The sequence below is a fragment of the Acaryochloris thomasi RCC1774 genome (assembly GCF_003231495.1).
GTDB lineage: Bacteria > Cyanobacteriota > Cyanobacteriia > Thermosynechococcales > Thermosynechococcaceae > RCC1774.
In genome coordinates this window covers 142757-162574 of sequence record NZ_PQWO01000012.1, presented here as the reverse complement: position 1 = coordinate 162574, position 19818 = coordinate 142757, and the positions used below count along the sequence as shown (strand labels likewise).

Genomic DNA, 19818 nt, shown 5'->3' with positions numbered 1-19818 from the left:
TTGGCGTCGCCAAAGCAGCGGGAGAGGAACGGCTAGAGCTTGCAAAATTCGTTGACTAAAAAGGTGTGATTGACTTCGCCTTGGGGGTGGGCGTAGCCGATCCATAGCGCCAATAGCTGCACCGAATCGCCTTTAGAGAGTTCTTTATTCAGAAAAGGGATCATTTGCTTTTGCAGCGGTAGCCAGTAGTCCTTGCCCGCTTCGGTGAATCGAAATTCTTTTGTGAATAGCTCGGTGATGTTGGGCTGGGAAGGGGGCTGTTTGGCTTGGGCGAAGGTTGCGATCGCATCTCGATTCACCTCAGAAACCGGACGAGACTCGCCACTATAGTTCACCGTCACTTTAACCGGTAGCCCTGTAGGCGTTTGTCCAACGCCCTCTGGCTTGGGTGGCGCCAGTTCCTGTTCAATTTTCTGCAGCGTCCCGGGTTGATAGTCGGCCCACGATCCCTCCTGGGTCCAGGCGCAAACATCAGCAACTTGCCCTGTGGCCGCGCTGCTCCCAAGCAGGAAGCCCAGTATGGGGGTGAGCATGGCGCTATCTCCTGACTGTCATGAAGGGGTAATAACATTCTTGAAGATGCTGCCCCCGAGACAGTTCCCTATTCATGCTGGCGCTCAATAGTTGCTGGCCGGATGAACCTCAAAGTCTCTACAGTCAATAGCTCGTTCTGAGAGGGCGGTGTCAGGATGCACCGTGCACTTCAAACGGTAATCGCCTGTAAAAAACTGACAGTCTGCGCAGGGAATTTGATGCAGGCGGGTAGAGACCGAAACCCCGGTACGCACTGCCAACGTTAGACGCCAGCCCATTAAGAGGATCAATCCCCAGGCACTGATGAAGCACATCGGCACCTGAAGCGCCTGCCAACACTGATGCAGCATTTGCCACAGGTAGAAAAACATTGCAGACATAAACTCAATCGTGGATTGTCAGAGAGGAGCGTACGCTAGCTTAAAGCACTTTATGGGTATGGGAGTGCTGCTTAACGTTATCTTCGGCGCTGACAATTCGCTCTGAATTCAGCGTGCGCTTTCGCTCTGTGGAAAAGTTGAAGTCGGACTTAACCTCGCCAACGGGAATATGCTTTGTTGCCACTGGCCGAGTGGCGTAGCTGCGGGCCGTGGCCTGCAGTCGCTCGACAAACTCATCGCAGAACTGAGTTCCCGCCGGAAACTGTGTGGGCTGCTGCGGTGTATCCCCCTGCAAAACGGCCCCGTAGGTTGTTCCCAGCGCCATCTCATAGGAGGTGGGAATACCCTTCAGAATTGCCTCTAGAGCCGCCGAGGGAATCGGTTCAATGATTTTGACCGATTCTAATTTGCCTTCGGTCTTGATGAAGCAAGTCGCAAGACCGACCACAACATAATCTTCGGCTGTTGTCGATGAAGCAGTTCCAGTAGTCATATAGAAATCCCGAGCGATTCGCAAATCTAACCGTTGCGATAGTCCCTCTCATTCTAGGGATCCTGAGCGAGACCAGGAAAGCAAATTTTCGTAGGTTTTACAGAATTTAACCTGCCGAGTGAGTAAACATACTGGCTAGGACAAAAATACATTAGCCTGCGGCACAGATTACCTGGCGCATCTGCCGCATGTTGCTGGGCAAATCGTGACGAATGGCCTCTTGAATGAAAAGACTCGGGACCGGAATCAGAGGTGTAGCTTCTACTGAGTAGGTCAAGATTGTTCCGGGGCCGTAGTCCTGGAGCGTCAAATCGGCTGAGAAATCACTAAAGCTTCCCCGTTCGAACTGAAAGCGAAGTCGCTGATCCTGGGTTTCAGTAACCTTCATATAAATTTCAACCTGCACCGCCAGCAGGAAAAAGTCCTTCCGAGCCGTCTGGTGAAGTCGATGCTCAACCGAGGACGAGCGGTCAACCGTTGACAGAACTTCGCTGCGGTTGATGTCAGGAAAGAATTGAGTCCAGCTAGGGTAGTGTGTGAGCTGTGTCCAGGCCTGTGGTCGGGGCGTGGGCAAGAACATTCGAGCCGTCACCCCTGCACCGATCAGGCTATGGGAACGCGTCTGCATCAAGATCTCACCATTAAGTAGCGAAGCTTGATCCGTCGCAGACAAATGACTATCGACTGTGTGGAGTGGAGTGGGCCGAGTGGCACTAACCATGAACACATAACCTCATCATCAACAACCGAAAAATACCGCTAGAACCTGCCAGGGTTAACTCGCTCTGGACTGACCCTGCACGAGCTACCGTTGAGCATGAGCCATCATTTGATCTCCACTAATGCGGCATAAACGTAAAAAACAAGTAAATCGTCTTGATTTTTAATAAAGCTTAACAGATGATGCCCAGGATGTTGGCTTTTACCTAGCCTGCCCCTGATTGAGCTATCACTGATCACCTCTACATCTATGCATGCGATATCGATAGCCGTCTGTGGCTGATTTGACTTGAGGCTGAGGCTGGCAGTGATGGGCAGCGAGCGTTGCCTGCAGTGCGTCTTCGGGAACTCCCTTGAACTCAAGCAGCCAAAGTGTGATGGGGGTTGATATCTGTTCCAGCGAATGCTGAAGGGGAATGAGGACTGATTCTGGCTTGTCGATGATGTGGGCCATTAAAAAAAGTGGCGCAGGCTGGAGGGGACGGTGTTTAAAGTCCCAGGCAAGGGCCATCATTCGTCCTGTTTGGCCGTGGGTTGAATGGGCGATGACAATCAGGCTTTGTTGGGAGGGGCCTTCTCGAATGGCTTGAGCGACGATGTCGGGACGATGGGTTTTTTGATAGCCGAGGTTGCTGACGACGGTGATTGCGCCCAGTAGACTGAGGCTGACAATAATAATGGCCGTCTGTTTCAAAACAGCTCGAGAAGGCGACCACTGCTGGACCAATGCAGCGGCAATCAGCAGTATGACCGCAGGGAAGAAGACGAAATGATAGCGCGGGGCACTGGTCACCTCCCGCTCGAAGCCATAGGTGATGATTAAAAAAGTTGCGATCGCACCGACAACAAACCCACCTAGAATCCAGACCGCATAGCCATTGGCGCTAGAAATCCGCAGTCCCTGATTAATTTTGAAGCCCGTCCAAATCGCTAGCAACACCAGCGCCACAAACGACACCACGCTGAGGGGCGCATTGCTCGCCTGGATGGGCAGCATGTAGAGCATCGTGCTCGCCCCCGCCAGGATTTGCAAAACCGGATCGAGCCATTCTAGTCCGACGCGATTGCCCCGATGGATCCACTGCGTGATCTCGCTATCCTGAACGCCCTGCAGAAAAGGAAGCCAGACCACCAAGCTTGCCAACGTCCCTGCGCCCACTACTCCAATTCGCAGCCACGTTGATCGAAGTGGATGCTTTTGCCAGAAAGAACGGTTTGCTTTGAGAGTTTTGTCTGTAGAGAGGGCCTGCTGCTGGATCTGTCGACCTGCTAAACCGAGCAAAACAATCCCCTCAGCGCAGAGGGTCAGGCTAAAGAAATAGTGTGATGCTGTTCCCAATCCATTGACTACAATCCAGACCAGCATCACCCACAAGGGTAAGGGACGGCGTTCGGCTAGGGCACGGGTGGCGATTATCAAACAGGCGAGGGAAGCGATCACCCACAAAATCGGGAGCGTGTAATGACGCGCTTCTTGAGCCAGATAAATGGCGAGGGGAGAGGTCGCCATTAATAGCGCTGCTAACTGGGCAATCCAGAGCGAGCGGAAGGCAAGATAGCCTAGGCAAAAGATGGCCGGAATCGCCGCAGTGCCGAATAGGGCCGAGAGAGATCGCGCTCCCCACAAAGAAACGAGGCCGTCTGGGGTCGGGAACATCTGCAGCCACAGATGCGTGAGCCAAAAATAGAGGGGCGGATGGTTGCTTTCCCCTAGTAAATGCTCAACGACGCCTCCGAGGTTGAGCTGAGGATCTGGGACCAACGGCTGCAGAAGGGTCTCAGATGTGATGATCTGATCGAGAGGAATACTTAAAAAGCTGTGCCCGAGGCTGAAAACTAAGGTTGCCAGCTCATCAGTCCAGAGGCATTTATCGGTTAGGTTTATCAGCCGCAGCCCCAGCCCTAACACAATCGATGCCAAGAGAAGTAATAGATGGTATCGATTAGGCTGCTGCAAGCGTTGCAAAACGAGTGATGCCTAAATCTTAGGTGTCGCTCTGGAGATGTTCCAGAAATTTGGCCACGGTTTGTACATCTTTATCCCCCCGGCCTGAACAGTTGATCACGATGCGCGGGCTGCCTGTTAGCTGTGGACAGAGGGTTTCAAGATATGCGATCGCATGACTGGTCTCTAGGGCCGGAATAATCCCCTCTAGTTCAGAGAGGCGCTGAAAGGCTGCAATCGCCTCAGCATCGGTGACGCTGAAATACTCTGCACGACCGCTATCTTTCAAAAAGCTGTGCTCCGGTCCGACACCCGGATAATCTAGCCCGGCACTAATCGAATGCGCTTCCTCTACTTGACCGTCATCATCCTGCAGTAAATAGCTCATTGCACCATGCAGAACACCAATCTGTCCCTGAGTGAGAGTCGCGGCATGATGTCCGCTGCCAATACCTTCACCGGCAGCCTCGACGCCAATGATGCGGATTGAAGAGTCCTTAACAAACTCATGGAACAGACCCATTGCATTGGAGCCACCACCGACGCAGGCCAGCAAGATATCGGGCAATCCACCCCAGTGCTCTTGGCACTGCTGCCGTGTTTCTCGACCAATGACCGCATGAAAATCGCGGACCATCATCGGATAGGGGTGTGGACCCGCAACGGAACCCAAAATGTAGTGTGTGGTCTCAACGTTAGTCACCCAGTCACGAATTGCCTCTGACGTGGCATCCTTGAGCGTTCCGGTGCCGGCCTCTACTGGTTGGACCTTTGCTCCTAGCAAACGCATCCGAAACACGTTGAGCGATTGACGCTCCATGTCTTGAACACCCATGTAGATGACACACTGTAAGCCAAATCGAGCACAGACAGTGGCGGTGGCGACGCCATGTTGGCCTGCACCTGTTTCTGCAATAATGCGCTGCTTGCCCATTCGTTGCGCTAGCAATACCTGCGCCAGAGCGTTGTTGATCTTGTGAGCACCCGTATGATTGAGATCCTCACGCTTGAGATAAATTTGTGGTCCTGTGCCGTCGGGACGTGCATAGTGAGCCGTCAGACGTTCTGCGAAGTACAGCGGATTGGCCCGTCCGACATAATCTCTCAGGAGACCGTTGAGCTGCTCTTGAAAGCCAGAATCATCTCGATATTTCTCAAACGCCTCTTCTAGCTCACTGAGGGCAGGCATCAAGGTTTCAGGAACATACTTGCCTCCGAATACACCAAATCGACCCAGCGCATCAGGAAGTTGAGTTGGATTTGATGTTGCGGCAGGGGAGACGGGAGAAACGGTCACGGCTGCAGACTCTTAATGAGATAGGACAAAGATTATTATAGTTGGATCGTAGTCCACACATCAGGGCAACTCCAGCGGCAAGCACACGCATAGAGCAATATCTTCTGTCTTTCACTACCTAGAGGCCGTAGCTTGAAAGACAGGGATGTCAACAAAGCCTGATAGAAGAATCGCCGTCAAAATACTTCCAATAGTGGGAAACTTGTACATTTCTCAAGGCTAAGCAATGACGTGGCACTTTGACGTATGGTCATACTAATCTCATCTCACCTGTTTGGGGGATGCCACATTAGTCTTTTTACTATACAATTCCAACTAGTTATCTGACATTTTGCGTAGTTTTACGCATGACGTTCAGTGCTAGCTGGTCTAGCACATGGGGGAACTCTTGGGGGATAAATTCTGAATTCATTTTCAGAACAATTTTGAGTGACTTAAATCTGTTCGAATTCAGTAGATTCACTTAAGGATTCATAAGCATCATGAAAACTAAATTCTCCTTGGCCCTAGCGATCAGTGCCATGACCTTCTCTGCTGCTTCTGGCCCAATTCTGATGGCAGAGAAAGTTCAAGCTCAGCCTCAGCTTGATCAGGCTGAGCAGAGTTCGAGTGAAAGCCAAGATGTTATCAAGCGAGTTGTTGAGCCTCAACGCTGTATTACAATTGCAGGCATTGGAAGATTTTGTTGGTAGATGCCCAGCCCTTGATTTTGGGGTGTTGAGAAAGCGATATACCTAAGTAGAAACGTAAAACAACGTAATAGGCTTACGGCACTATTACGTTGTTTTTTGGGTAGAGAATCAAGGCGCTAGCGGATAAATAGTATTTGTGCGTTGCAAGTTTGCAATGTTTTGCGATTCTGCCTTGTTCTCAATGTTGGCAAAAATACAAATGTGGGTATACTTCCAGGAAGCTGTCAGAAATATCTCACAGAAACTAAGGTGTATCTATTAAGTAATGTTCGTGTTGCCAATAAGTGGATTCACTCTTGGCTGTGTTGCGGGATATGTATTGGAGGAAACCTCTTACTGGGCGCTTGCCCGTCAACTGCGCAAGCTGCGCCAGACGGTACACTGTCAACGCGAGTCAGCACCGCTGGGTCGTCGGTAGAGATTACGGGTGGTATTCAGCGCGGCAGCAATCTATTTCATAGTTTTGAGGCATTTTCTATTCGTACGGGTGAGGTTGCAAATTTTCGTCTGCCTGGCAATACATCTGTCGAAAATATAATCAGCCGGGTGACAGGTAGCTCTATTTCCAATATCGATGGCACTTTGCAGGTTGGGGGAGCCACTAATCTTTTTTTGATCAATCCAAACGGTATCATTTTTGGCCCAAATGCAATTCTTGATATTGGTGGTTCGTTCCTTGGAACTACTGCTAGTGATTTAACCTTTGCAGACGGCACGGTGTTTAGTGCCGCATCCTCGCAAGCAACTCCGCTATTGACAGTTAATTCTCCCATTGGCTTGCAGTTTGGGGAAGCTCCGGGAGGTATCACCAATCAATCTAATGCAATGCCCATTACTAACATATCTCCCCTGGGCTTGGCTCCATCTGGGGATCCAGTTGGCTTGCAGGTACGGCCAGGTAATGCGTTGGTTCTTGTCGGGAGGGAGGTGATGTTTGAAGGTGGACATCTTACTGCTTTAGGAGGACGGGTTGAGCTTGGTAGTGTTGATAGAAATAGCTTTGTTGGCTTGACTGAGGTCAATCAAGGGTGGGCACTTGACTACAGCTTGGTTGAAAGCTTTCAAGATATTCGTTTGGGTCCTCTCGATCCCTCTGTGGTTCCAGCTTTGTTTGGCGATCTGGCCTCCATCGATGCTAGTGGCGCTGGTGGGACGATTCGACTCAGAGGTCGGCACATTGTCCTAAGTAATACACAGATCTCCAATGCTACTACCGATTTTGGTAATGGCGGCAATATAGAAGTTCTCGCAACTGACTCAGTTGAAATTGATGGTGTGCCGAGTTCTTTGTTCTCGCAAGTCGGTATCGATGAACAGGAGGTAATAAATGCACCAGTAACTGGTAACGGAGGAGATATCCTGATTGATACTCAGAAGCTGTTCATCCGCAACGGAGGTTTTATCTCTTCTGGCACTCTTAGCCAGGGAAAGGCAGGCGATATAGTCATTAACGCCTCTGAGCTGATAGAAATTTCTGGTATTGGCTCACCAGTTCCAATACCAAGTAACTTATCCGCTGCAACTGATGGCTCCGGTGCTGGTGGAGTCTTAAGTATCAATACTCCGCAATTAACGATCAGAGATGGTGCGCAAGTTGTCGTTACGAGTTCAGGATCTGGAGCCGCAGGCACTCTCAACATCACATCGGATACCTTAACTCTTGATCAAGGCCTTCTTAATGCACAGACAGAAGTTGGTAGAGGCGGCAATATCAATCTGCAAGTCTCAGGGCTGCTGCTGCTGAGTAACAACAGTCAGATTACAGCAGAAGCTGGGGGGACTGGTGATGGCGGCAATATCGCAATAGATGCAGGTCTTGTTTTTGCAAGTCCGAGTCAAGATAGCAATATCGTTGCCAATGCTTTTGAGGGGATGGGGGGCAATATTACTATTAATACCCAAGGTTTGTTTGGCTTCGCAGAACGGCAGGCGATTGCAGGTAATGGAACCAATGATATTGATGCTAGCTCTGAATTTGGACTTGCTGGAGGCATTGAAATCGACACACTTGTCTCTGACCCAGACTCAGCTCTTGTCAACTTGCCTGAAGGCGTCAGCGACCCAAGTCAGAAGATTGCTATCGGTTGTGCAGCCAAGCAAGGCAATAGCTTTGTATTAGCAGGTCGGGGAGGTGTCCCCTCCAGCCCTCAGGATTTAGTGAGTAATCCACAGCTATGGAATGATGTGCGTGACCTTTCGGCTTTTCGCACGACGCAGCAGCGAGGGTATCCTTCACAGGAATATGCTACTAGGCCAGTGACACCAGCCCCGTTACTAGAAGCAACAGGCTGGCACCGTGATGCTCAAGGACGTATGAGGCTTGTAAATCATCAACCGAACTTAGTTTCAGCAGACCTTGGAGACGCAGCACAAACATGTTAGCTTCTACAAGCCAAAAAGATAGGGTTTGCCATTCCTCTAAGCGTAGGGTCGCTCAGCCGCTTCTGTTCTGGCTGTTTATTTGGATGGGGATAGGGGGACTGGTAGCCTCAAAGCCTGTGGTAGCTTCTGTCGGTACCGAACCTTTCATTGTTCTCGCGCAGCAGACTAAAGAAACTGAGCGGTCTGAAGAAGAGTTTTTAAAAGAGGGAAGGCGTCTTTACTCCGCCGGGTTGTTTGCAGAGGCTGCTACTTCTTTTCAGGCCGCAGCAGAAACCTATGCTAGCCAGGGAGATTTTGCCAATCAGGCTTTGAGTCTGAGTTATGGGTCATTGGCTTATCAAGAATTGTCCCAGTGGCAAGCTGCTGAAAATGAGATCGCAACTAGTCTACGCCTCTTAGAATCAAATGCTGTTGCAGAGCCGATCCTGTGGGCCCATACGCTCAACACCAAAGCCAGTCTGCAGTTTTCTACAGGTAAAGCCGAAGATGCGATCGCAACCTGGAACAATGCCCATCAGTATTATGAGCGTGCCAACGATGCGCAAGGTGCTTTAGGGACTCAGATCAATCAGGCTCAAGCCTGGCAGCAGCTCGGTTTTTATCGCCGGACCCGTACGCTTTTAACGGGCTTGACCCAGCAGATCAACAGCACCCCCAACTCGATATTGAAGCTGCGAGGACTGCATAGTTTAGGAATCGCCTACCAAAAGCTCGGAGACTTTGAAGCAAGTCGCCAAGCCCTAGAACAGAGTCTTGCGATTGCACAGGCAGAAAAAATTTCCAGTAGCCCTATTCTCTTGAGTCTAGGCAGCACGATGCATGGTTTAGAGCAAACCCAGGCGGCCCTGAAGTTCTTCCAGCAGGCTGCTCAGGCAGCGACTCAGCCGAGGGAGAAGATTGACGCCCAGTTAAATGAGCTGAGTCTCTATCTTGAACTTGGAAAACAGCAGCAAGCGATGCAGCTTGTCCCCGAACTGTATCGCCAGATTTCCCGGCTTCCCCCTAGCCGTCATGCTGTGTACAGTGCAGTGAACTTTGCAAATGCCACGCTTGCCTGGGAGGTCGGTCCGTCACCGATATCAAGTGATGCTCTCCTGCAACTGCTAGAGCAGGCCGCTGCTAATGCAAATCAACTACAGGATGGACAAGCCGCCGCCCACACCTTAGTTCAGCAGGGAAAACTCTACCGACATCGGGGGCAATTGCAGCAGGCCATTGGTGTTACAGAAAAAGGCTTGGCACGTGCCCAAGGCATGAGAGCGACTGACATCACCGCTCAGGCTGCTACACAGTTGGGGCGACTCCAGGTGCAGCAGGGGAATAGTGGACTTGCGATCGCATCCTATCGTCAGGCGGCTCAGGCTCTGCAGCAGCTTCGTAGCGATTTAGCCACCATTCGTTCAGAGGTGCAGTTCTCCTTTCGAGAGAGTGTTGAACCTACCTATCGAGAGCTTGTAGCCCTACTGTTAGAAGAAGAACAGCCCAGTCGAGCCAACTTAATCGAAGCGCGCGCCTTGATTGAAGCCCTACAGCTTGCTGAACTCGATAACTTCTTCCGGGAAGCCTGTGCCGATCTGCAGCCTGTACAAATTGACCAAATCGATCCGACCGCAGCCGTTGTTTACTCAATTATCCTGCCTGAACAGACGGCTATTATTGTCTCTCGTCCTCAGCAACCGCCGCGATACTACAGCATCCCCAACGCTGAAGCTGACGTTGAAACACAAATTGATGCATTCCTAGAATCCTTAAGTCTGGCCTATGATAGCGAGGCACAGCTGCAGCGGTCACAGAAAATGTATGATCTACTGATTCGCTCTGCTGAAGCCGATCAGGCCTTTGCAGGTGTTGAAACCTTAGTGTTTGTTCTCGACGGTGAACTGCGCAATATTCCGATGGCGGCTCTCCACGACGGTACTCAATACCTGATTGAAAAGTATCGCCTTGCGCTTTCCCCTGGCCTGCAGTTGTTAGCGCCTCGCCCATTGGCTGATACTAAACTCAGCGCAATTACAGGCGGCGTCAGTCTTGCCCACCAGGGGTTTAGTGCACTCCCCGCTGTCACCTCCGAACTAAAACAACTCTCCCAAAACTTGCCGAGCACCACTCTCCTCAATCAAGACTTTACGCGACCGAAATTAGCCGAACGCGTTACCGAAGAACCCGCTAGCATTGTCCATTTGGCAACCCACGGGCAGTTTAGTTCTAACGCATCTGAGACCTTCCTTTTGACCTGGGAAGGACGACTTAATATTCAAGATTTGAGTGCACTGCTTTCTAGACAGGGAACACAAAATTCTCAAGCAATTGAGCTATTAGTTCTCAGTGCCTGTCAAACAGCAGCGGGAGACGACAAAGCGGTACTGGGATTGGCCGGATTGGCCGTTCGCTCAGGTGCCCGTGCCACACTGGCAACGCTTTGGTCCGTTCGAGATCAATCAACAGCAACCTTCATGCGCCAGTTTTATCAGTCCCTGAAGATCCCAGGAATCACTAAAGCTGAAGCCCTCAGACAAGCTCAGCTATCGTTATTGTCAGAGAGTGATTATGACGCTCCTTTTTTCTGGGCACCCTTTATATTGGTAGGTAATTGGCTATAGGTAAAAAGAGTGTTTTCCACACCCATAAGCTGGCGATTTAAAAGATTAGAGTGCACACTAGGAATAGAATAGTACTGTAGATTGCAGTATTGATTAATTGACAAGCAATATATTAGCAGTTGTCATCTGGCTTTTGAGTCGCCTAAATCCATGAGCTGTTGGCTTCACTACTAGACAGAGCCTTTAATTATTGACTTTAAATTATTTTTAGGCATGGTGAACAGATTGACGAAGGGGACCTATATGTATCGTACGACTCCAGTACTAGCCCTAGGGAGCATGGTTTTGACCATGGGCAGTTGGGCAATGGCTCCGATGGCAGCCGCCAGCGTCAATATTCCCTTTAAATCGCCTTCTGATAAACCTGCCCCTCGTCGTGCTTCAACTTCTCAAGGTGCGTCGCGAGGTGGGTTGTGTGACTCGGCTGCCACTGCGGAATCGGCTTCGGTTAAAGCGCTCCTGCCGGAAAGTCATTATGGTCTAACTGCTGTAGAGCGCCCCACAATTGTGGCCTACCTGCCAGAAACCTCGGCTACAGAAGTTTTTTTCAGCCTCAAAGATGAAGCAAAGCAGCTTCATTTTGAAACGAGCTTACCGATCTCAGGGAAAGCGGGTCTCTTCAGTTTCCAGCTTCCTGCGCAAGCCCCAGCCCTTGAACCAAGCAAGCATTATCAATGGTTTTTAGCCGTGAAGTGTAATGGAGAACTGCGGCCCAGCAGCCCCTTTATTGATGGTTGGGTTCAAAGAGTAATACCAAATGCATCTGTTGCAACGATTGTGGCTCAGGCTCCCTCCATCGCTCAGGCGATTTCCTTAGGAGAAGCTGGCTTTTGGTACGACACCATCGCAACTCTGACGCAGCTCAAACGGCAGCAGCCTCAGAATTCTGAGATTGCTCAATCCTGGCGTAACTTTTTGGGATGGACAGCCCTAAATCCCCAGGAACTTGACACCTTGACGACGTCAAACGTTCTGCAGTAGGTCGGTAGTGGACCTCAAGTCTTGGCGATGGCGAGGTGCACTTTTCATTGCCCCTATTGTTACCGTTTTGGTTCTGGGTAGTGATGCCCTAGGCATTTTTCGGCTCCTAGAGTGGGCCTCCCACGATCTGTTCTTTCGTTTGCGCTCTCAAGAGAGTACCGAAGCCGAAATCGTGATCGTTACCATTGATGAAGCCGATCTGACTGCAATTGGTGATTGGCCGATTCCTGATGCCACTTTAGCGAAAGCTCTGACGCAGCTGCGGGCGCTTGGTCCGAGCGTGATGGGGCTTGATCTCTATCGAGATTTGCCAGAAGGGACCGGACACCAGGCGCTGCTGGAGGTCTTTCGGTCAACGCCAAACTTAATTGGGGTTGAGACAATTCTTGGTAATCAGCGCGTGGCACCGCCCTCAATTCTAGAAAAAGCTGGACAGGTCGGCTTTGCTGATTTCTTGACCGATCCTGACCGTAAAATCAGGCGGGGTTTGTTGACCGTCGAAGATCCTGTGCAGGGTGTGGATAAACATGCGCTATCAGTACACGTGGCGTTCCGACATCTTCAGGAGCAAGGGATTACAGCACAGGAGAGCGATGGCGAAGAGATTCGGATTGGTAAAGCTGTCTTTACGCCCCTAAAACCTGCTGAGGTGGGGTACAAGCCACGGGAGGGGGGCGGGTATCAAATCCTCATGAACTGGCGCGGCCCTATCTCTCGATTTCAGACCTTCTCGCTGACAGAGGTATTAAATGGACAGGTTCCTGAAGCAGCCATTCGAGATCGCATTGTCTTGATTGGATCGACGGCGGTGAGCACCAATGATTTTTTTGGTACTCCCTACGGCAATCGCACCTGGTTCACGGATGCTGAACCAATGGCGGGTGTTGTAATTCATGCTAATTTAGCCAGCCAGATGATTCAGTCGGCCAAGTCGGGGCGCTTGTTGCTGCGGGGGTGGCCCATTCCCGGGCAGTGGTTTTGGGTACTTGTCTGGGCGAGTATCGGCAGTGTTGGCGGCCTGTGTTTGGATCGGGCAAATGCTAGCCAAAAGGTACTCTTTGGACTCAGAGAGGTGGGCGGCATCCTATCGGCCACGAGCATTTTGATCGGCAGTACCTATTGGGCTTTTCTCAATGGCTGGTTGATTCCCGTTGTTCCGCCCTTAGCTGCGCTGCTCTTCAGCGGGATTGCAGCCATCAGCTGGCATAAGCAAGAACGGTTAGAAGTTGCCAATACTCAGTTGGCACAGGTGAATCAGCAGCTACGGGGCTATGCGAAAACGCTAGAAGTTCGCGTTGCTGAACGAACCCAAGCATTGGCACAGGCCAAGGAAGCCGCAGATGATGCCAATCAGGCTAAAAGCCGTTTTCTGGCAAACATGAGCCATGAACTCAGAACGCCTTTGAATGCTATTTTAGGGTTCACACAGTTGATGATCCGTGACGTCAATTTAGATGTCACTCAGAGAGAACGCACTGAGATTATCAGCCACAGTGGCGAACATCTACTGAGCCTGATTGACGATGTTTTAGTCCTCTCCAAAATTGAAGCGGGGCAGATGACACTCAGTTCTGACCGCATGGACCTCTATCGCCTTCTGCAAACTTTAAAGGAGATGCTGCAGCTCGAAGCTAAAACAAAGGGCCTGCAGTTTCTAATTCAGTGGGCCTCTGACGTGCCACAACACATGGCGACAGATCAGAATCGCCTACGGCAGATCCTGATTAATTTGCTGAGCAATGCGATCAAATTCACCCGTTCGGGTGGTGTAACCCTACGTGTTCAGCTGGCGGAACAAGATCAGATTACCGACATAATAGAGAGTCTTGATGGGCGCGAAACTTCCCCCACAGCCTGCTATCTCTACTTTGAGGTCGAGGATACAGGACCCGGTATAGAACCGGAAGAACTCCAGCAGATTTTTGAGCCGTTTATCCAAACGAGAACAGGGAAACAAGCTCAGAAAGGGACAGGACTGGGTCTTGCGATCAGTCAACAGTTTGCGCAGCTGATGCAGGGCAAACTTGCCGTTGCTAGCGCGCCAGATAAAGGCACAACTGTTAGTCTTATTTTACCTGTGCAGCCGATGGCTGAGAACCGAGTCCCGCAAAGATCTCAACGAGTGGTCGGTATTGCTCCCCTTCAACCTGTTTACCGAATTTTAGTGGCTGAGGGGCGCTGGGAAAGTCGGAATTTATTAGGGGCACTGTTGGAGCTGGTGGGTTTTGAAGTACGAACGGTTGAGAGCGGGGCCGAGGTGATTGCCGCTTGTCAAAGTTGGCACCCTGATGCGGTGTTCCTTGATCTTCAACTGCCCTCTGAGGGTGGAGAAAGGGTGCTCCAGCATCTCACCGCGCTGGAAGAGCCGCCGCAGGGGGTCGTGATCGCCTTGAGCACGAATGCATTTGAGCAAGAGCGAACCCGTGCTCTTGCGGCTGGGTGCCATGACTGTATTTATAAGCCCTTTCAAGAAGAGACGATTTTTACGGCTCTAGCGGAGCACTTGGGCGTGCAGTATCTTTATGAAGAAGACCCTCTCAGCCCGTCAGTGCGGTCTTTTGGAACCCATGAGAGTGTCTTAGAGTCCCTCTCTGCGGAGCAACTTGCTCACATGCCAACGGACTGGTTAACACAATTAGACTGGGCCGCACAGCGTCTTGATGCCAGTGCCATTTTGACCCTCATTGAGCAGATTCCAGAGGTACAGCTTGATCTTACCAATGCCCTCAAGCAAACGGTTAAAGAGTTTGAGTTCTGGCAAATCATGACGCTTGCACAGGAGGCTCAGCAGCTACAGTCGACCGCTTGAGATTACGTCGATCTCTGCTGAGGCATCAGTTGCGCAGTCGATAGTATCCTCGTAGGTTCGGTCTTGTGCGCTGCTCTCTGGGAGAGGGGTGTGAGGATTTTTGCTGAGCCCACACGACAAGATCAGAACTTGCGATCGCAAGACTTCCACCTAGAAGCTTGAGCTGCAGCTTACCTTGATCGCAGTCTATTCCTCTGAGAGAGCGCCAGTTTTCATGATTGCGGCTAGAAGCGCCGCCCCAAACGAGTAAATCGAGGGGGATTCCAGAGCGGAGGCTAAACCCTCGGCCCCAACAAACACGCCACAGCTCTTTAGCTGTCGTACAGCGGAGCTCATACCCCTCGGGAGGAAGACAATATTGATAGACATACTGCTGACTTTGCCCCGTGCGAGCGAGGGGATAAAAATTCTCAGCGAGTAATGCCTGCTTGAGGATCGAGCTGTAGGGTGAGCCGTGGTGCACAACAGCGCGGATGGGCGGGTCTTGCAAATAAGCTGTCGCGATCACATCATGGCCTGCAATCAACTGCATACTCTTGAACAGAGGCTCAGTCCGCAGATTGGGATTTGATAATAAAATAGGGTTTCCCTGGATGAATCCATCAACGAAGCGCTGGATCAATCCCTCGTCTGTGTAGCAGGATGAATGTTGTTGGGATACGGATGTTTGAGAAGCTACCATCATGAAGCACAACCTGGAGCAAATCCAATAGAGTGGACAATTCTAGAATGGTGAAAGACACCACTGCTATCAATTACCCCCCGGCTGAGGTTCCAATATAGCACTCGATTTTGAGAACGGCACCCCAGTGCCTTCGGGCCTATTCTGAGGCATTTGAAGCTTTGAGTGATGAGGGATACAGGCATTATTTCCCCTTTACCCCTACAATACCCAGGCTTAGCAGTGACCCAGAAACGTCATGAGTGGCACAGCCCTTGAAATAGCTGCGTTTGCTAGCCCTCGTATTGTGCCAGTCAATCAAAGTTTGTCCATTGCTACCCAGCCATTCGTCAATTGCGGAGAGACCACAGGGAATGAACGACAACGTCCGAATCTATGAGCTGAGTCGAGAATTAAGCCTGCAATCAAAGGAGGTCTTAGAATTATGTCAGCAGCTAGACATAGAAGCCCGTACCGCCTGTAGCTCCGTTACCTCCTCAGAAGCAAGTCAACTTCGAGCAATGGCCAGCAATGATAGCCTTGCTGCGCTTAATAGTCATGGTGCTCCGAGCAATAAACCTGCTGAGCAGTCGATTGCTCAGCAGCAAGTGAGTGCAACTCCCAGCAGCGGTCAGAACATCGCGGCACCTGAGTATTACTTCAATCGTGAAATTAGCTGGCTGCAGTTTAATCAACGGGTTCTGCATGAGGCTTTCGATCAGCGCACACTGCTGCTGGAAAAGCTGAAGTTTTTAGCGATCTACAGCTCGAATTTAGACGAATACTTCATGGTGCGCGTCTCAGGTTTAAAGCGACTGGTCGAAGCTGGGATTACACAGCGATCGCACGATGGATTGACCCCCAAAGAGCAGCTTGATGCGATCCGTGACCAACTTGAGCCAGAGGTGGCGCGACAGCATCGCTACTTTAATCAAGATCTGATTCCCCAACTGGCTGAAATTGGGATTTGCTTGGTTAACTATTCTGACCTGAGCGAACGACAAGTAACCTATCTAGAGCAGTATTTTCTAGAGCAGATTTTCCCCGTTCTGACTCCTCTTGCGGTCGATCCAGGGCATCCGTTTCCCTATATCTCCAATCTCAGCCTTAGCTTGGCGGTGATTGTTAAAGATGAACATATGGGAGAATCCCACTTTGCGCGGGTGAAGGTTCCGAATATGTTGCCTCGGTTTATCTCTATGCCGGGACTGAGTGAAAATGGCTGCGAGTGGGTGGGAGTAACGATTGAGCAGGTGATCGCCCACAACCTGCAGTCTTTATTTTCGGGCATGGTCATAGAAGCCTGCTATCCCTTCCGAATTACCCGAAATGCTGATCTAGATCTAGAAGAAGACGAGGCTGACGATCTCTTAGAAGCGATCGAACAAGAGCTACGGAAGCGACGATTTGGCTCTGTGGTCCGAGTGGAGATCCAGGACGGTACGCCGGACTTCATGCGCCAAAAGTTGATGCAGGAACTGGGCCTGTGCGAGAGCGATGTTTACGCCGTTGAAGGACCGATCGGTCTCCATAATTTGATGGGGATTGCCAGCCTTCCCTTCCCACAATTTCAACAGGCATCTTGGGTGCCAACGGTACCGAAGCCTCTCCAGCAACTTGATAAGTTCGATAAGCCCATGGAAGATGATCAGGCCGATATCTTCTCAGTGGTCCAAGAGCGGGACTTATTGGTTCATCATCCCTACGAATCTTTCTCGGCGACGGTTTTGCGCTTCATTACTCAGGCAGCTCACGACCCAGATGTTCTGACCATCAAAATGACTCTATATCGTACTGATGGCGATGCAGCAATGGTGGGTTCGCCGATTGTTAGTAGCCTGATTGCCGCTGCTGAAAACGGTAAGCAGGTGATAGTTTTGGTTGAGCTAAAGGCTCGATTTGATGAAGAAAACAATATTCAATGGGCACGAAAACTAGAGAAAGTTGGCGTGCACGTGGTCTATGGGATTGTGGGCCTAAAAATCCATACTAAAGTTGCTTTAGTGGTCCGGCGAGAGAAGCAGAGAATTCGTCGCTATGTGCATATTGGGACCGGCAACTACAATCCTAAAACGGCGCGCTTGTACACTGACTTGGGACTGCTGAGCTGCCGAGAGGATTTAGGCGCTGATCTGACAGACTTGTTCAACTATCTCACTGGCTTTGCTCGACAGCAGCAGTATCGTAAGTTGTTGGTGGCCCCAGTGAGCCTGCGAGATCGCACCTATGCCCTAATTGAACGAGAGATTGCTCATCAAGAAGCGGGCAAGTCGGGCCGCATTATTGCCAAAATGAACGCCCTGATCGACAAAAAAATAATTATGGCCCTCTACCGGGCCTCTCAAGCTGGAGTCGAAATTGACCTGATTATTCGGGGAATCTGTAGCCTGCGTCCGGGGGTACCAGGGGTAAGCGAGAATATTCGGGTAACTAGCATTATTGGGCGGTTCTTAGAACACGATCGCATCTTCTATTTCGAGAACCAGGGTGACCCGACGGTTTTAATCGGCAGTGCTGATTGGCGGGCTAGAAATTTGGATCGGCGAGTAGAGGCTGTTGTCCCGATCGAAGATCCGGCTCTGGTGACTCGACTCTATAATCTGCTACAGCAGATGCTGGCAGACACGCGCCAAGCCTGGGAACTGCAGGCGAGTGGCGAATATGTTCAACGCCAAGCTCAAGGCGACGACCCAGGTATTCATATCCGGCTCATGGAGCAGGCTCTACAGACATCGCCCAGTACTTAATGGGAGCCTAGCCTGTGTTTGCCCGGTGAAATGGTTGCGGTTATTCTTGAGTGTCGTGATGCTCAGCAGCCTGCACTTGGAGTCGTTGTTCGTGGCTATCTTTGAACCAGCGAACCGCCATCCCGGCTAAGGGAATGGAGAGAAAGAGGCCCAAAAGACCTGCGATTTTTTCGCCAATGAAGAGCGACAAAAACATCAAAATGGGGTTAATGTCTAACGATTCTTTCATCACCTTGGGGTGAATGAGGTTGTCCTGAATTTGCTGCAGGATCACAGAGGCAAAAATGACTTTAGCTGCCAACGTCAATCCCTGGGAGGCAAAGACTAAGAGGGTGACGATTAAGACGCCCAGGGTTGCACCAATGCCGGGAATAGCGTCTAGAACGCCAGCAACGATGGCAAGGACCAATGCAAATTTGACCCCGAGAAGGGTGTAAATCACAAAGCTGAGGCTGGTGAGAAACAACACCAAAAATATTTGGGCGCGAAAGAAGCCGATGAAGCTGCGCTGAACGGTATTGTCAACGCGATCGCGTAGCTCCACTGGAACAATGATGAGACAGGTTCGCCAGATCTTGCTGCCGTCAATCAGCATATAGACCGAGATCACCACGACAAAAATGAAGGTAAAGGTATTAGAGAAAATACCGCCAGCAATGCCTAAACCTGTCCCGAGACTTGAGGTGAGGACGCTAATCAGATTTTCAAAGTTCAACTTGTCAAGCAGGTTTTCAAAGGGCAGGTCGCTGGTTTGAAGTGTTTCTGTAATCGTAGTGACTAGACCTGTACCCTGATTGATTACCTCTAGGCCCAGAAATGTGACGAAGGTGGCAACGATGGCGATACTGGAGGCAACTGTTGTTGCGATCGCAACCCACCTCGGCAAAAATCGCGCCAACTGACTCACCGGATAGTTGAGCAGCACTGCCAGAATCGCAGCGCTGGCAAACATCGCGATTACCCCATAAAAAAAGTTGATGAACTGCACCAGCACCCAGCCGCAGGCTGCCAACAACAGAAAGCGGAGCAAATCAGAATTACTGAGGGCATCCCATCGATTCGGTTTGCTAGAGTCGCTCATCAGCCTTTGCTCACTCAGATATCCCTAGCAGCATGACACTGACTGCGGGCCAGAGCAATCTTGTTATTGTTGCTGCTTGAGCGAACCGCTAACCAAACTCCAAAGCATTCCTAAGCAGACAATTGGGCCTAAGCCAAACAGGCATCTCCCCAAAAAAATATTAACGCTGCGAGGGATAAAGGGAATGCCCCCAGCAATGGAATCATCGGAACTGAACACGGCAACCCAGCCCCCCATCATTGCAAAGCTAACTAAAATAAAACCAATACAGCAGAGCTGTGGAACGCTATCTTTTGGGGTGATTAAGCTACCCCCACAGGCAATAACGCTCAAACCCGCAAGCGCTAGCATCCATCGTGGCGCAAAAAACTGGGATGGATCTGTCGGAATCACGCCTCCGGCGACCAAGGTAAGGGCTGTACCGATGGCTAAGCAGAGATAGCCCATCGCTGCGTTCGACTCAGGAAATTCAGCCATACTTTAGCAACTAACAACT

General features: G+C 50.7%; 15 protein-coding genes. 6 read left to right on the top strand and 9 right to left on the bottom strand.

Going from position 1 to position 19818, the window contains the following annotated elements:
- Positions 1 to 32 precede the first annotated feature (32 nt).
- From C1752_RS18245 to trpB, 6 genes are all read right to left on the bottom strand, one after another.
- Complete coding sequence (locus C1752_RS18245; RefSeq protein ID WP_110987488.1) at positions 33 to 533, bottom strand: hypothetical protein; 501 nt, start codon at positions 531 to 533, stop codon at positions 33 to 35.
- An 84-nt stretch (positions 534 to 617) separates the two neighbouring features.
- A complete protein-coding gene (locus C1752_RS18240) occupies positions 618 to 914 on the bottom strand; it encodes a hypothetical protein (RefSeq protein WP_233501703.1) in 297 nt (98 codons plus the stop codon).
- Between the two features lie 40 nt (positions 915 to 954).
- A complete protein-coding gene (locus C1752_RS18235) occupies positions 955 to 1407 on the bottom strand; it encodes a hypothetical protein (protein ID WP_110987487.1) in 453 nt (150 codons plus the stop codon).
- 151 nt (positions 1408 to 1558) lie between these two features.
- The gene (locus C1752_RS18230) at positions 1559 to 2128 is read right to left on the bottom strand and encodes an SRPBCC family protein (protein WP_110987486.1); all 570 of its coding nucleotides are present in this window, start codon (positions 2126 to 2128) and stop codon (positions 1559 to 1561) included.
- Between the two features lie 228 nt (positions 2129 to 2356).
- A complete protein-coding gene (locus C1752_RS18225) occupies positions 2357 to 4093 on the bottom strand; it encodes a glycosyltransferase family 39 protein (RefSeq protein WP_110987485.1) in 1737 nt (578 codons plus the stop codon).
- 19 nt (positions 4094 to 4112) lie between these two features.
- Complete coding sequence (gene trpB / locus C1752_RS18220) at positions 4113 to 5369, bottom strand: tryptophan synthase subunit beta (protein WP_110987484.1); 1257 nt, start codon at positions 5367 to 5369, stop codon at positions 4113 to 4115.
- Between the two features lie 482 nt (positions 5370 to 5851).
- On the opposite strand from trpB, the gene C1752_RS18215 reads away from it, so the two are divergent.
- The 5 genes from C1752_RS18215 to C1752_RS18195 all read left to right on the top strand — a co-directional run bounded on the left by C1752_RS18215 (position 5852) and on the right by C1752_RS18195 (position 14833).
- On the top strand, positions 5852 to 6061 hold the full coding sequence (locus tag C1752_RS18215; RefSeq protein ID WP_110987483.1) for a hypothetical protein: 210 nt from the start codon (positions 5852 to 5854) through the stop codon (positions 6059 to 6061).
- A 201-nt stretch (positions 6062 to 6262) separates the two neighbouring features.
- A complete protein-coding gene (locus C1752_RS18210; protein ID WP_158535133.1) occupies positions 6263 to 8443 on the top strand; it encodes a two-partner secretion domain-containing protein in 2181 nt (726 codons plus the stop codon).
- A complete protein-coding gene (locus C1752_RS18205; RefSeq protein WP_110987481.1) occupies positions 8437 to 11043 on the top strand; it encodes a CHAT domain-containing protein in 2607 nt (868 codons plus the stop codon). The genes C1752_RS18210 and C1752_RS18205 overlap by 7 nt, the downstream gene beginning before the upstream one ends.
- 243 nt (positions 11044 to 11286) lie before the next feature.
- On the top strand, positions 11287 to 12024 hold the full coding sequence (locus C1752_RS18200) for a DUF928 domain-containing protein (RefSeq protein ID WP_158535132.1): 738 nt from the start codon (positions 11287 to 11289) through the stop codon (positions 12022 to 12024).
- 7 nt (positions 12025 to 12031) lie between these two features.
- Positions 12032 to 14833: a CHASE2 domain-containing protein gene (locus tag C1752_RS18195; protein ID WP_110987479.1), complete on the top strand. Its 2802-nt coding sequence runs from the start codon at positions 12032 to 12034 to the stop codon at positions 14831 to 14833.
- A 25-nt stretch (positions 14834 to 14858) separates the two neighbouring features.
- Here C1752_RS18195 and C1752_RS18190 read toward each other — a convergent pair whose 3' ends face one another.
- Complete coding sequence (locus C1752_RS18190; protein WP_233501702.1) at positions 14859 to 15515, bottom strand: hypothetical protein; 657 nt, start codon at positions 15513 to 15515, stop codon at positions 14859 to 14861.
- Positions 15516 to 15868: 353 nt separating this feature from the next.
- Here C1752_RS18190 and ppk1 point away from each other — a divergent pair, with 353 nt between their 5' ends.
- Positions 15869 to 18241, top strand: a complete 2373-nt coding sequence (gene ppk1, locus C1752_RS18185; RefSeq protein ID WP_110987477.1) for a polyphosphate kinase 1 — start codon at positions 15869 to 15871, stop codon at positions 18239 to 18241.
- Positions 18242 to 18281: 40 nt separating this feature from the next.
- On the opposite strand, the gene C1752_RS18180 is transcribed toward ppk1, so the two are convergent.
- On the bottom strand, positions 18282 to 19322 hold the full coding sequence (locus C1752_RS18180; RefSeq protein ID WP_110987476.1) for an AI-2E family transporter: 1041 nt from the start codon (positions 19320 to 19322) through the stop codon (positions 18282 to 18284).
- A 63-nt stretch (positions 19323 to 19385) separates the two neighbouring features.
- On the bottom strand, positions 19386 to 19799 hold the full coding sequence (locus C1752_RS18175; protein ID WP_110987475.1) for a hypothetical protein: 414 nt from the start codon (positions 19797 to 19799) through the stop codon (positions 19386 to 19388).
- Positions 19800 to 19818 lie beyond the last annotated feature (19 nt).